Genomic DNA, 13,347 nt, shown 5'->3' on the forward strand with positions numbered 1-13,347 from the left:
CCGGTCGACGGGTGGCAACGAGGAGGCGCCGGTGGATACCGAGGAACGCGACGAGAGGCGGCTGACGGCCCGCCGGGAAGCGGCGCGGCTGTCCGCGGAGGGCGTGCGCGCCGTCGCCGTCAGCTGGGTGGACAACGCGGGCATCAGCAGGGCCAAGACCGTGCCGACCGCCCGGCTGGCGCACGCCGCGCACCGCGGGGTGGGCATGTCGCCGGTCTTCGACGTCTTCACCTCCGACGACGCCGTCACCTCCTCCCCGCTGATCGCCGGCCCTGACGGCGACCTGCGGCTCTTCCCCGACCTGGACCGGCTCACCGTGCTGGCTGCCCGGCCCGGCTGGGCCTGGGCCCCGGCCGACCGATACGACCAGGACGGCCGCCCCCACCCCGCCTGCCAGCGGCTGTTCGCCCGGCGTATGGCGGAGCGCGCCGCCGAGCGCGGCCTGGAACTGCGGATGGGCTTCGAGACCGAATGGGTCGTGGCGAAGGACGACGGCAGCGGCGACTGGGCCTCCCGCGGCCCGGCCTACGGCCTGACGCGGGTGACCGAACTCTCGGACTACCTGCTCGACCTCCACGACGCCCTCGCCGCCCAGCGCATCGAGGTCCTGCAGGTGCACCCCGAGTACGCGCCCGGCCAGTTCGAGGTGTCCACCGCGCCCGCCGACCCGGTCCGCGCCGCCGACGAGGTCGTCCTCGTCCGCGAGACCGTGCGGGCGGTCAGCGCCGCCCACGGCCTGCGCGCCTCCTTCGCCCCGGCCGTCGTCGCCGGGCAGGTCGGCAACGGCTGCCACCTGCACCTGAGCCTGCGCGAGCACGGGCACAACCTGCACCGCGACCCCACCGCCCCGTACGGCCTGGCACCCGCCGCGAACACCTTCCTGGCGGGCGTGCTCGACGCGCTGCCCGCCCTGTGCGCCATCGGCGCCCCGTCCCCGGCCAGCTACCTGCGGCTCGTCCCCTCCCACTGGGCCGGGGTGTACCGCTGCTGGGGCGTGGAGAACCGCGAGGCGGCGCTGCGCCTGGTGCCGGGCGAGGCCGACGACCCCGACGGCGGCCACGCCGAGCTCAAGCCCTTCGACGCCGCCGCCAACCCCTATTTGCTGGTCGGCGCCGTCATCGCGGCGGGCCTGGCCGGTCTGCGCGACGGCGGGGGGACGCTGCCGCCGCCGGTCAGCGGGGACCCGGTCGGGCAGGGCGACCAGAAGCGGCTGCCCAGCTCGCTCAGCGAGGCCGTCTCGCACCTCGTGCGCAGCGGGACGCTGAAGGAGGCACTGGGCGAGGCGCTGTTCGGCGCCGTGGTCGCGGTGCGGCGCGCCGAGTCCGAGGCGCTGGCCGAGTACGGTCCCGACGAGCTCGCGGAGGCCACCCGGTGGCGGTGGTGATCGAGCTGCCGCCGCTGGTCGACCACCACTGCCACGGCGTCGTCCGGGGCGAGCTCGGCATCGCGGCCTTCGAGACGTATCTCACCGAGTCCGACGCCCCCGCGGCGCCCGGCACCACCTTCTTCGACACCCAGACCGGCTTCGCCGTCCGCCGCTGGTGCCCGCCGCTGCTCGGACTCGAAGCGCACTGCCCGCAGGCAAGCTACCTCGCCCGGCGCCGCGAACTCGGGGCGTACGAGACCACGCGCCGGCTGCTGCGGGGCAGCGGCATCGGCACGTACCTCGTCGACACCGGGCTGCCCGGGCACCTGACGACGCCGGCGGAGCTGGCCGCGGCCGGCGGGGGAGCGGAGCGGGAGATCGTCCGGCTGGAGCGGCTCGCCGAGGACGTCGCCGGGGCCTGCGACTCGGCCGGTGCCCTGGTCGAGGGCATCGCCGAGGCCGTCCACACCGCCGCGCGCACCGCCGCCGGTTTCAAGTCGATCGCCGCCTACCGCCATGGCCTGGCGCTCGCCCCGGAGCCGCCCGCGCCCGGCGAGGTCCGGCACGCCGCGGGGGCGTGGCTGGAGGCCCGCGGCGCCGGGCGCGTCCGGCTCGACGACCCCGTAATGCTGCGGCACCTGCTGTGGACGGCCGTCGCGACCGGGCTGCCGCTGCAGCTGCACACCGGCTTCGGCGACCCGGACCTGCGGCTCGACCACGCGGACCCGGCGCTGCTGACGGACTTCGTCCGGTCGACCGCGGGGACCGGGACAGATTTGGTGCTGCTGCACTGCTACCCGTACCACCGACAGGCGGCCTACCTGGCGAACGTCTTCCCGCACGTGCACGCGGACGTCGGCCTCGCCCTCACCCATGTGGGGGCGCGGGCGGGCGCGGTCCTCGCGGAGTTCCTGGAGCTGGCGCCGTTCGGGAAGCTGCTGTTCTCGACGGACGCCTACGGGCTGCCCGAGCTGTATGTGACCGGCGCCGAGGCCTTCCGCGGCGCGGTGCGCGAGGTGCTGGGCGGCTGGGTCGCGGACGGCGCATGGTCGGCGGCCGACGCCCGGCGCGTCGCGGCCATGCTGGCCGCGGACAACGCGCGGCGGCTGTACCGGCTCCCGTGAGGGCCCCCTTGGCGGGGGCGTGGGCGGCGTGTCCGTGCCGCGGCCGGTGGGCGGGTGCGGGTTCGTCTCGCGCCCTTCGGGCGCAAAGCGGCGGGCTGCGGACGGGAGGGTGGGGGCGGTGCCTTGGCGGCGCTGTGCGGGTGGGTTCGTGGCGGGGGTTCAGGCTGCGGAGCGGGTGGGGTTTCCGTTGGCGGGGGTCTCGTTTCCGTCCGCGGGTGCAGATGGCCGCTTCCACGCCTTCGCTGTGTGGTGGGCGCGCCCGCCGTGACCGGCGTCCGCGGCTGATTCGAGGTGCTGTCGAGGGGTCGGCGGGACATCGGGCCCGCTTTCGCCGACATGTTCGGTGGAACAGGGCCCGGTCTTTGGGCCGGGGTAGATCGGGCTCGCTTTCGCCGACTCTGTCGGCGGAACAGGGCCCGATGTCGGGGAAGCACCCGCAGACGCCGGTCACGGCGGGCGCGCCACCCACGAACGGTGGGCGTGGCCACCGGCCATCTCTCCCCGCGGACGGCAACGAGACCCGCACCACTGGACAGGCGAACCGCTCCGGAGCCTGAACCCCCGCCACGAACCCACCCGCACACCGCCGACCGGCCCCGCCCCCACCCTCCCCATCCGCAGCCCGAGTCTTTGCGCCCGAAGGGCGCGCGCCCCGCGTGCTGCGGGGGCAGGCCGCTACGCGGCCGGCGCGGGCTCCGGGGCGGACGCGACAGCCGCGGGCACGGGCTCCTCGCCGCGCTCGCTCTCCGGACGCTCGCGCATCGACAGCAGCACCCGCAGCACCGCGATCCACACCAGCGTCGAGCCGAGCATGTGAAGCGCCACCAGGACCTCGGGCAGCTTCGTGAAGTACTGGACGTAGCCGATGACGCCCTGTGCGAGCAGCACGACCAGCAGGTCCCGTACCCGGGCCCGCGGCCCCGCGGGGGCGTCGACCGCGCGCAGTACGAACCACAGCGCGATCGTCAGCCCGCACACCACCCACGCGAGGTCGGCGTGGAGTTGCGCGATGGTCTCCCACTTCACCGGGACGCGCGGAACGTCGCTGCTGTCGCCGGCGTGCGGTCCGGCCCCCGTCACGAGCGTGCCGACCGCGATCAGCGCCCCGGAGGCGGCGATCAGCACCCACGTCAGCTGCCTGACCGGCTTGCCGACCAGGGGACGCGCTTCCGCGTCGCCCTCTCCGGCCCGCTGCCACATCACCAGCGCGACGGCGATCAGCGCGCTGGAGAGCAGGAAGTGCGCGGCGACCGTGTAGGGGTTGAGACCGGTCAGGACGGTGAAGCCGCCGAGCACGGCGTTGCCCATGACGACCCAGAACTGGGCCCAGCCGAGCCGGGTCAGCCCGCGCCGCCACGGCTTCGCGGCCCGCGCGGCGATGATCGCCCAGCCCACGGCGGCGCACAGCACGTACGTCAGCATGCGGTTGCCGAACTCGATCACGCCGTGCACGCCCATCGCCCGGGTCGCGGTGAGGCTGTCGTCGGTGCACTTGGGCCAGGTCGGGCAGCCGAGGCCCGAGCCGGTCAGCCGGACGGCACCGCCGGTCACCACGATGACGACGCTCATGACCAGCGCGGCCAGCGCGGCCCGCCGGACCGTCTCGGGGGACGGGGTCCAGCGCCGGGCGATGAAGGCCAGGGGGTTTCGAGCGGCTTGGCCTGCTTGGCTGAGATTGGGCACGGCCACCATCGTAGGCGCCTCCTTGTGCAATCCTTCACGAGGGGGACGCCCAGGGGAGGGGTTGGGGGACATGAGCGACGTCGACCGGCGGAAACTGCTCTACGGAGGCGCCGCCGCGGCGCTCACGGGGATCGGCGCGGCCGCGTACACCGCCGCGGACACCCCCGCCGCCGAGGCCGTGCGGCAGCCCAGGAGCACCACGCACCCCGGTGTGGTCGACGTCGTCGCCGACTTCGGCGCCAAGGGCGACGGCACCACCGACGACAGCAAGGCCTTCGCGGACGCCTACCGCTACGCCGAGTCGCGACTGGACGACCACACCGGCCGCACCGTTATCGACGTCCCGCCCGGCAAGTACCTGATCACCGAGCCGGGCGCGCTGCTGGACGGCGACGACCCGTCCAACGCCGCCAACGGCCTGCGCTTCCGGGGCGCGGGCCTGCGCATCAGCGAGATCGTCTTCGCGCCGCGGGAGCCCGCCGGCGCCTTCCTCTGCCGCAACGACGACATGTGGCAGAACATCGCCTTCGAGGGCCTGCGCTTCACCTCCGGCACCCCGGGCGCCTCCTTCTTCTCCTCCTACTCCACCGGCGGGGCGGCGAACTACCGCTTCAGCGACTGCGAGTGGATGGGGGAGTGGGAGTACGGCATCGCCCTCGACGGCACCAACACCAACTCCGAGATGCGCTGGGAGGCCTGCCGGGTGGGCGGCGCCTACCGCAGGGCGTTCCTCTACTCGGGCCTGTCCAAGCGCTCGGAGAACCCGGAGCAGCAGGACCAGTTCCTCAACTACTGGTTCACCGACATGAACGTCACCTACGAGTGGGGCAACTTCCTGGAGTTCCCCTACGGCGGCTCGGTCACCTGCCGCGCCGGGAGCTACATCGTGACCGGGCGCCGCCCGGCGCCCCACCCCGACTACGGCTACGAGAGCGCCTTCTTCCGCTTCCCCCGCAAGCAGCACTTCAGTTCGGTGCAGCGCTTCCACGCCGAGGACATCCGCTTCGAGCTGCGCAACGCCGACACGGTCGTGATCGACTGCGAGTGGGGCGGCGGCACCGTCCACTTCAACGACTGCGACGACACCGCCAACGCCTTCAAGTCCTTCGCCCCGCAACTGCGGGCCCACCGCTACACACTGGGCCCGCGCGGTCCGCTGGTGCGCTACGACTCCTGCCAGCTCACCGGCGCCCACCGCTACCGCACCGACGGCTCCGCGGAGCTGCCCACGACCGTGCGCTACGACATGTGCCTGCTGGCCAGCCACGCCCCGGAGAGCGGCTTCCTCGCCCTCGACGAGGGCCAGGGCACCGGCTTCGCCCGCTTCGTGGACTGCGTCACTCCCACCTGAACCAGCGCGCCGCGGCGCCGAGGCCCAGCACCGCCCAGACGGCGAGGATCCCGAGGTCGCCCCACGGCATGCCCGCGCCGTGCCGGAGGACGTCGCGCAGGCCGTCCGACAGGGCCGAGATCGGCAGCAGTTCCAGGACGGAGCGGGCCGTGTCCGGGAACCTGTCCAGCGGCACGATCACCCCGCCGCCGACGAGCAGCAGCAGGAAGACCAGGTTCGCGGCGGCGAGCGTGGCCTCGGCGCGCAGTGTGCCGGCCATCAGCAGACCGAGGCCGGAGAAGGCCGCCGTGCCCAGGGCGAGCAGCAGGAGCACCGCCAGCGGGTTGCCGCTCGGAGACCAGCCCAGGGCGAAGGCGATCACGGTGAGCAGGGCGATCTGCAGGACCTCGGTGACCAGCACGGAGCCGGTCTTGGCGGTCATCAGCGCCCAGCGCGGCAGCGGGGACGCGCCGAGCCGCTTCAGCACGCCGTAGCGCCGCTCGAAGCCGGTGGCGATCGCCTGGCCGGTGAAGGCGGTCGACATCACGGCCAGCGCGAGGACGCCGGGGGTGAGGAAGTCGACGGCCTTGCCGGCGCCGGTGTCGACGATGTCGACGGCGCTGAAGAGGACCAGCAGCAGTGTGGGGATGACGACGGTCAGCAGCAGCTGCTCGCCGTTGCGCAGCAGCATCCGGGTCTCCAGCGCGGTCTGCGCGCCGATCATCCGGGGCAGCGAGGCCGCTCCGGGGGCCGGGATGAAGGTGCCGGTGGCGGTCACGAACGCAGCTCCTTGCCGGTGAGCTCCAGAAAGACGTCCTCCAGGGTGCGCCGCTCGACCGCGAGGCGGTCGGGCATCACGCCGTGCTGGGCGCACCAGGAGGTGACGGTGGCCAGCATCTGCGGATCGACCTTGCCCTCGATCCGGTAGCTGCCCGGGGTGAGCTCCACGGCCGCGGAGTCGGCGGGCAGCGCCTTGAGCAGGGAGGCCAGGTCGAGGCCCGGGCGGCCGGAGAAGCGCAGGGTGTTCTCGGCGCCGCCGCGGCACAGCTCCTCGGGGGTGCCGCTCGCTATCACGCGGCCCTTGTCGATGATCGCGACGTCGTCCGCGAGCTGCTCGGCCTCGTCCATGAAGTGCGTGGTCAGGACGACGGTGACGCCGTCGGCACGCAGCTCGCGGATCAGCTCCCAGGTGGTGCGGCGGGCCTGCGGGTCCAGGCCGGCCGTCGGCTCGTCCAGGAAGACCAGCTCCGGGCGGCCCACGACGGCCATCGCCAGCGCCAGACGCTGCTGCTGGCCGCCCGAGAGCCGGCGGTACGGGGTGCGGCCGCAGGACTCCAGGCCGAGCCGTTCGATCAGCAGGGCGGGGTCGACGGGGTCGGCGTGCAGCTTCGCGGTGTGCCGCAGCATCTCCTCGGCACGGGCGCCGGCGTACACGCCGCCGGACTGCAGCATCACGCCGATCCGGGGCCGCAGCGCGGCGGCCTCGCGTACGGGGTCGAGCCCCAGCACCCGCACCCGGCCGCCATCCGGACGGCGGTAGCCCTCGCAGGTCTCGACGGTGGTGGTCTTCCCGGCTCCGTTGGGTCCGAGCACGGCGGTCACGGTGCCCCGGGCGACGCTCAGGTCGAGCCCGTCCACCGCGGTCTTGGCGCCATATCGCTTGACCAGTCCCGTCATCTCGACCGCGGGGTCCATTCGCATGAACGGAAGTCTACGAACCTCCGGGGGGCGTTCCGCCGGGAGGGCGGTGCCGCGCGCCGTCACCGCCGGTCGCGCGGGGTGCGCGGCGGCCGGATCCCGGCAGTGGGGAAGATCGTTTTCGCAGGTCAGGTTAGGTTTCCCTAAGTGACGCAGCAGACATCCACCCCGTGGACCGCCGCTTGCCTCTGCGAGCTGAATTACGCAACACTGGCCTTGTGAAAAACGCGTCCGAGGCTCAGGAGGAGCAGACGACCGGGGAGCGGAGCACCCGCAACCGGGTCGCCAGGTCCGTCCTGGTCCACGGGCCGTCCACCGCCGCCGACCTGGCGGAACGGCTCGGGCTGACGCAGGCGGCCGTGCGCCGCCACCTGGACGCGCTCGTCGCCGAGGACATCGTCGAGCCGCGCGAGAAGCGGGTCTACGGGAACCGCGGCCGAGGCCGCCCCGCCAAGGTGTTCGCGCTGACCGACTGCGGCCGTGACGCCTTCGACCAGGCCTACGACCAGCTCGCCGCCGACGCCCTGCGCTGGATCGCCGAGTCCGCCGGCGGCGGGGAGCAGGGGGACGCCGCGGTGTCCGCCTTCGCCCGCGCCCGGGTCGCCGCGCAGGCCGAACGCTACCGGTCGGTCGTCGAGGCGGCCGGCCCCGAGGAGCGCACGCAGGCGCTGGCCGAGGCGCTCAGCCAGGACGGGTACGCTGCCACGACGCGCAACGCGCCCGCCTCCGCCGGCGAGCAGCTCTGCCAGCACCACTGCCCGGTGGCCCACATCGCCGAGCAGTTCCCGCAGCTGTGCGAGGCGGAGGCCGAGGTCTTCTCCCGCCTGCTCGGCACCCATGTACAACGGCTGGCGACCATCGCCCACGGAGACGGTGTCTGCACCACCTTCGTGCCGAAGGCCGCGTCGCCGTCCGGAACCACCGCACCGACAAACACCGCAAGCAACGCCGGGAGGAACCCCGCATGACTGCCCCCCTGGAGACGGCTCACCCTGAACTCGAGGGTCTGGGCAACTACGAGTACGGCTGGGCCGACTCGGACGTAGCCGGTGCCGCCGCCCGTCGTGGCCTGAACGAGGACGTCGTCCGCGACATCTCCGCGAAGAAGAACGAGCCCGAGTGGATGCTCAAGCTCCGCCTCAAGGGCCTCAAGCTCTTCGGGAAGAAGCCCATGCCCACCTGGGGCTCGGACCTGTCCGGCATCGACTTCGACAACATCAAGTACTTCGTACGGTCCACGGAGAAGCAGGCGGAGTCCTGGGAGGACCTGCCCGAGGACATCAAGAACACCTACGACAAGCTGGGCATCCCCGAGGCGGAGAAGCAGCGGCTGGTCGCGGGCGTGGCCGCGCAGTACGAGTCGGAGGTCGTCTACCACCAGATCCGCGAGGACCTGGAGGAGCAGGGCGTCATCTTCCTGGACACCGACACGGCGCTGAAGGAGCACCCGGAGCTGTTCCAGGAGTACTTCGGCACGGTCATCCCCGCGGGTGACAACAAGTTCGCCTCCCTGAACACCGCGGTGTGGTCCGGCGGCTCGTTCATCTACGTGCCGAAGGGCGTGCACGTCGAGATCCCGCTGCAGGCCTACTTCCGGATCAACACCGAGAACATGGGCCAGTTCGAGCGGACGCTGATCATCGTCGACGAGGACGCCTACGTCCACTACGTCGAGGGCTGCACCGCGCCGATCTACAAGTCGGACTCGCTGCACAGCGCCGTGGTCGAGATCATCGTGAAGAAGGGCGGCCGCTGCCGCTACACGACGATCCAGAACTGGTCGAACAACGTGTACAACCTGGTCACCAAGCGCGCCGTGGCGTACGAGGGCGCGACCATGGAGTGGGTCGACGGCAACATCGGCTCCAAGGTGACCATGAAGTACCCGGCCGTCTACCTGATGGGCGAGCACGCCAAGGGCGAGACCCTGTCGATCGCCTTCGCGGGCGAGGGCCAGCACCAGGACGCCGGCGCCAAGATGGTGCACATGGCGCCGAACACCTCCTCCTCGATCGTCTCCAAGTCGGTGGCCCGCGGCGGTGGCCGCACCTCCTACCGCGGTCTGATCGAGATCGGCGAGGGCGCCGCCGGCTCCAAGTCCAACGTGCTGTGCGACGCGCTGCTGGTGGACACGATCTCCCGCTCGGACACCTACCCGTACGTGGACGTCCGCGAGGACGACGTGTCGATGGGCCACGAGGCGACCGTCTCCAAGGTCAGCGAGGACCAGCTCTTCTACCTGATGAGCCGCGGCCTGGAGGAGACCGAGGCGATGGCCACCATCGTCCGCGGCTTCGTGGAGCCGATCGCGCGCGAGCTGCCCATGGAGTACGCGCTGGAGCTCAACCGGCTGATCGAGCTGCAGATGGAGGGTTCGGTCGGCTGACGCCCGGCCGCTCCGTCCACCACGAACCGATGCCCCTGCAGGGCCGTGAGCGAGCCGAAGGGCGCGACGAGCCGAAGAGCGACGAGACCAAGCGACCTGGGAACGAGGGAGCGCAGTGTCGAGGAGCGTCGGCTGGGGGCCCCTCCCAGCGGTAGCTGGGGGAGGGTTCGAGCGCCCGGAGGCGAGCGAGCACAAATAGGCAGAAAGAGGCAGTAAGACAGCCATGGCTGAAACCATCCCGGCCGCCGGTGCCACCACCGAAGGCGCCATCCAGGTCGGCCAGCCCCGGGACGCCCGGGTCAGCGCGCCCGCGTCCTACGACGTGGCCGACTTCCCCGTGCCGAACGGCCGCGAGGAGGAGTGGCGCTTCACCCCGCTGGAGCGGCTGCGCGGTCTGCACGACGGCACCGCCGTCGCCACCGGTGGCGGCGTCAAGGTCGAGGTGAGCGCCCCCGCCGGCGTCATCGTCGAGACCGTCGGCCGGGACGACGCCCGGGTCGGCAAGGCCGGCAAGCCGGTCGACCGGGTCGCCGCCCAGGCGTACAGCGCCTTCGAGAAGGCCGGTGTCGTCTCCATCCCCAAGGACGCGGTGCTCTCCGAGCCGGTGCGGATCTCCGTGCACGGCCAGGGCGGCGTGGCCTTCGGCCACCAGGTGGTCGAGGTCGGGGCCTTCGCCGAGGCGGTCGTGGTGATCGACCACACCGGTGACGCCACCGTCGCCGCCAACGTCGAGTACCTGATCGGCGACGGCGCCAAGCTGACCGTCGTCTCCATCCAGGACTGGGACGACACCGCCGTGCACGCCGCCCAGCACACCGCGCTGATCGGCCGCGACGCGACCTTCAAGTCCGTCGTCGTCACCTTCGGCGGCGACGTGGTGCGGCTGCACCCGCGGGTCCTCTACGGCGCCCCGGGCGGCGAGGCCGAGCTCTACGGCCTCTACTTCACCGACGAGGGCCAGCACCAGGAGCACCGCCTCTTCATCGACCACGACACCCCGCACTGCCGGTCGAACGTGGCGTACAAGGGCGCGCTGCAGGGCCGGGACGCGCACGCGGTGTGGATCGGCGACGTGCTCATCCGCGCCGAGGCCGAGGGCACCGACACCTACGAGCTCAACCGCAACCTGGTGCTCACCGACGGCGCCCGGGTCGACTCGGTGCCGAACCTGGAGATCGAGACCGGCGAGATCGTCGGCGCCGGCCACGCCTCGGCCACCGGCCGTTTCGAGGACGAGCAGCTGTTCTACCTGATGGCCCGCGGCATCCCGGCCGACGAGGCCCGCCGGCTGGTCGTGCGCGGTTTCTTCGCCGAGCTGATCCAGCAGATCGGTGTCGCCGACCTGCAGGAGCGCCTGCTGGAGAAGATCGACGCGGAGCTGGAGGCGTCCGTCGTATGACCACTGCCGAAGGCTTCGTCCGCGCCTGCGCGCTGAGCGAGCTCGAGGAGGACACGCCCAAGCGTGTCGAGCTCGGCGGCGTGCCGGTGTCGGTCGTGCTCACCGAGGGCGAGGTGTTCGCGATCAACGACATCTGCTCGCACGCGAACGTCTCGCTGTCCGAGGGCGAGGTGGAGGACTGCCAGATCGAGTGCTGGCTGCACGGCTCCTCCTTCGACCTGAGGACCGGCAAGCCGTCCGGGCTGCCCGCGACGCGGCCCGTCCCCGTGTACCCCGTTCAGATCCAAGGGGACGATGTGCTCGTCTCCGTCACCCAGGAGTCCTGAGACACCCATGGCAACGCTTGAGATCCACGACCTGCACGTCTCCGTCGAGGCCGAGAACGGTCCGCGGGAGATCCTCCGCGGCGTCGACCTGACCGTGAAGCAGGGCGAGACCCACGCCATCATGGGTCCGAACGGCTCCGGCAAGTCGACCCTGGCCTACTCGCTGGCCGGGCACCCGAAGTACACCGTCACCGGTGGCACCGTGACCCTGGACGGCGAGGACGTGCTGGCCATGTCCGTCGACGAGCGGGCCCGGGCGGGCGTCTTCCTGGCCATGCAGTACCCCGTCGAGGTCCCCGGCGTCTCGGTCTCCAACTTCCTGCGGACCTCGGCCACCGCCATCCGCGGCGAGGCCCCGAAGCTGCGCACCTGGGTGAAGGAGGTCAAGGAGGCCATGGAGCGCCTGCACATGGACCCCTCCTTCGCCGAGCGCAACGTCAACGAGGGCTTCTCCGGCGGTGAGAAGAAGCGCCACGAGATCCTCCAGCTCGAACTGCTCAAGCCCAAGATCGCGATCCTCGACGAGACCGACTCCGGCCTGGACGTCGACGCGCTGCGCATCGTCTCCGAGGGCGTCAACCGGGTACGCGAGAGCGGTGAGGTCGGCACGCTGCTGATCACCCACTACACCCGGATCCTGCGCTACATCAAGCCCGACCACGTCCACGTCTTCGCCGCGGGCCGGATCGCCGAGTCCGGCGGTCCGGAGCTGGCGGACAAGCTGGAGGCCGAGGGCTACGAGGCCTATGTGAAGGGAGGCGCGTCCGCGTGACACCGCAGCTGCCGGGCCTGCTGGACGCCGAGGCGATCCGCAAGGACTTCCCGGTGCTGGACCGCCTGGTCCATGACGGCAAGAAGCTCGTCTACCTGGACAACGCGGCGACCTCGCAGAAGCCGCGCCAGGTCCTCGACGCCCTCAGCGAGTACTACGAGCGCTACAACGCCAACGTCCACCGCGGTGTGCACACGCTCGCCGAGGAGGCCACGGCGCTGTACGAGGGCGCCCGTGACAAGATCGCGGCCTTCATCAACGCGCCGAGCCGCGACGAGGTGATATTCACCAAGAACGCCTCGGAGTCGCTGAACCTGGTCGCCAACATGCTGGGCTGGGCCGACGAGCCCTACCGCGTGGACAGCGACACCGAGATCGTCATCACGGAGATGGAGCACCACTCCAACATCGTCCCGTGGCAGCTGCTCTCGCAGCGCACCGGCGCGAAGCTGAAGTGGTTCGGCCTGACCGACGACGGCCGGCTCGACCTGAGCGACATCGAGCAGGTCATCACCGAGAAGACGAAGATCGTCTCCTTCACGCTCGTCTCCAACATCCTGGGCACGGTCAACCCGGTCGAGGCGCTCGTGCGCCGCGCCCAGGAGGTCGGCGCCCTGGTGCTGATCGACGCCTCGCAGGCCGCTCCGCACATGGTGCTGGACGTGCAGGCGCTGCAGGCCGACTTCGTGGCCTTCACCGGCCACAAGATGCTCGGCCCGACCGGCATCGGCGTGCTGTGGGGCCGCCAGGAGCTGCTGGAGGATCTCCCGCCGTTCCTGGGCGGCGGCGAGATGATCGAGACCGTCTCGATGCACGAGTCGACCTACGCGCCCGCGCCGCACAAGTTCGAGGCGGGTACGCCCCCGATCGCCCAGGCCGTCGGCCTCGGCGCGGCCGTGGACTACCTGAGCGCCATCGGCATGGACCGGATCGCCGCGCACGAGCACGCGATCACCGAGTACGCGCTGCGCCGGCTGAAGGAGGTGCCCGGGCTGAAGATCATCGGACCGGACACCCCCGAGGGCCGCGGCTCCGCGATCTCCTTCACCCTCGGCGACATCCACCCGCACGACGTGGGCCAGGTCCTCGACGAGCAGGGCATCGCCGTGCGGGTCGGGCACCACTGCGCGCGGCCGGTGTGCCTGCGGTACGGAATTCCCGCGACCACGCGAGCGTCGTTCTATCTGTACTCCACTCCGGCCGAGGTCGACGCCTTGGTCGAGGGCCTGGAGCACGTACGGAACTTCTTCGGCTGAGGGACGG

General features: G+C 71.9%; 12 protein-coding genes. 9 read left to right on the top strand and 3 right to left on the bottom strand.

What is annotated here, in order from left to right:
• Positions 1-31: 31 nt before the first annotated feature.
• The gene (locus CHF15_RS03295) at positions 32-1,384 is read left to right on the top strand and encodes a glutamine synthetase family protein (RefSeq protein ID WP_089222202.1); all 1,353 of its coding nucleotides are present in this window, start codon (positions 32-34) and stop codon (positions 1,382-1,384) included.
• Complete coding sequence (locus tag CHF15_RS03300) at positions 1,381-2,490, top strand: amidohydrolase family protein (protein WP_089222203.1); 1,110 nt, start codon at positions 1,381-1,383, stop codon at positions 2,488-2,490. The genes CHF15_RS03295 and CHF15_RS03300 overlap by 4 nt, the downstream gene beginning before the upstream one ends.
• 675 nt (positions 2,491-3,165) lie before the next feature.
• On the opposite strand, the gene CHF15_RS03305 is transcribed toward CHF15_RS03300, so the two are convergent.
• Positions 3,166-4,182 (bottom strand): COX15/CtaA family protein, encoded by a 1,017-nt coding sequence (locus CHF15_RS03305; protein WP_089222025.1) that lies wholly within the window; start codon positions 4,180-4,182, stop codon positions 3,166-3,168.
• A 61-nt stretch (positions 4,183-4,243) separates the two neighbouring features.
• On the opposite strand from CHF15_RS03305, the gene CHF15_RS03310 reads away from it, so the two are divergent.
• Positions 4,244-5,524, top strand: a complete 1,281-nt coding sequence (locus CHF15_RS03310) for a glycosyl hydrolase family 28-related protein (protein WP_245938634.1) — start codon at positions 4,244-4,246, stop codon at positions 5,522-5,524.
• On the opposite strand, the gene CHF15_RS03315 is transcribed toward CHF15_RS03310, so the two are convergent.
• Entirely contained in the window at positions 5,511-6,227 is a 717-nt protein-coding gene (locus CHF15_RS03315) for an ABC transporter permease (protein ID WP_179279650.1), read from the bottom strand. The genes CHF15_RS03310 and CHF15_RS03315 overlap by 14 nt on opposite strands.
• Positions 6,228-6,277: 50 nt before the next feature.
• A complete protein-coding gene (locus CHF15_RS03320; RefSeq protein ID WP_089222028.1) occupies positions 6,278-7,204 on the bottom strand; it encodes an ABC transporter ATP-binding protein in 927 nt (308 codons plus the stop codon).
• Positions 7,205-7,419: 215 nt separating this feature from the next.
• On the opposite strand from CHF15_RS03320, the gene CHF15_RS03325 reads away from it, so the two are divergent.
• From CHF15_RS03325 to CHF15_RS03350, 6 genes are all read left to right on the top strand, one after another.
• The gene (locus CHF15_RS03325) at positions 7,420-8,169 is read left to right on the top strand and encodes a helix-turn-helix transcriptional regulator (protein WP_245938635.1); all 750 of its coding nucleotides are present in this window, start codon (positions 7,420-7,422) and stop codon (positions 8,167-8,169) included.
• Entirely contained in the window at positions 8,166-9,587 is a 1,422-nt protein-coding gene (gene sufB / locus CHF15_RS03330; RefSeq protein ID WP_089222029.1) for a Fe-S cluster assembly protein SufB, read from the top strand. The genes CHF15_RS03325 and sufB overlap by 4 nt, the downstream gene beginning before the upstream one ends.
• 223 nt (positions 9,588-9,810) lie before the next feature.
• Positions 9,811-10,986 (top strand): Fe-S cluster assembly protein SufD, encoded by a 1,176-nt coding sequence (sufD, locus tag CHF15_RS03335; RefSeq protein ID WP_089222030.1) that lies wholly within the window; start codon positions 9,811-9,813, stop codon positions 10,984-10,986.
• Positions 10,983-11,312, top strand: a complete 330-nt coding sequence (locus tag CHF15_RS03340) for a non-heme iron oxygenase ferredoxin subunit (RefSeq protein WP_018560671.1) — start codon at positions 10,983-10,985, stop codon at positions 11,310-11,312. The genes sufD and CHF15_RS03340 overlap by 4 nt, the downstream gene beginning before the upstream one ends.
• A gap of 7 nt (positions 11,313-11,319) precedes the next feature.
• Positions 11,320-12,084, top strand: coding sequence for a Fe-S cluster assembly ATPase SufC (gene sufC, locus CHF15_RS03345; RefSeq protein WP_018560670.1), 765 nt, complete (start codon positions 11,320-11,322; stop codon positions 12,082-12,084).
• Positions 12,081-13,340 (top strand): cysteine desulfurase, encoded by a 1,260-nt coding sequence (locus CHF15_RS03350; protein ID WP_089222031.1) that lies wholly within the window; start codon positions 12,081-12,083, stop codon positions 13,338-13,340. The genes sufC and CHF15_RS03350 overlap by 4 nt, the downstream gene beginning before the upstream one ends.
• The last annotated feature ends 7 nt before the right edge of the window (positions 13,341-13,347 follow it).

The organism is Actinacidiphila glaucinigra (assembly GCF_900188405.1).
Classification (GTDB): domain Bacteria; phylum Actinomycetota; class Actinomycetes; order Streptomycetales; family Streptomycetaceae; genus Actinacidiphila; species Actinacidiphila glaucinigra.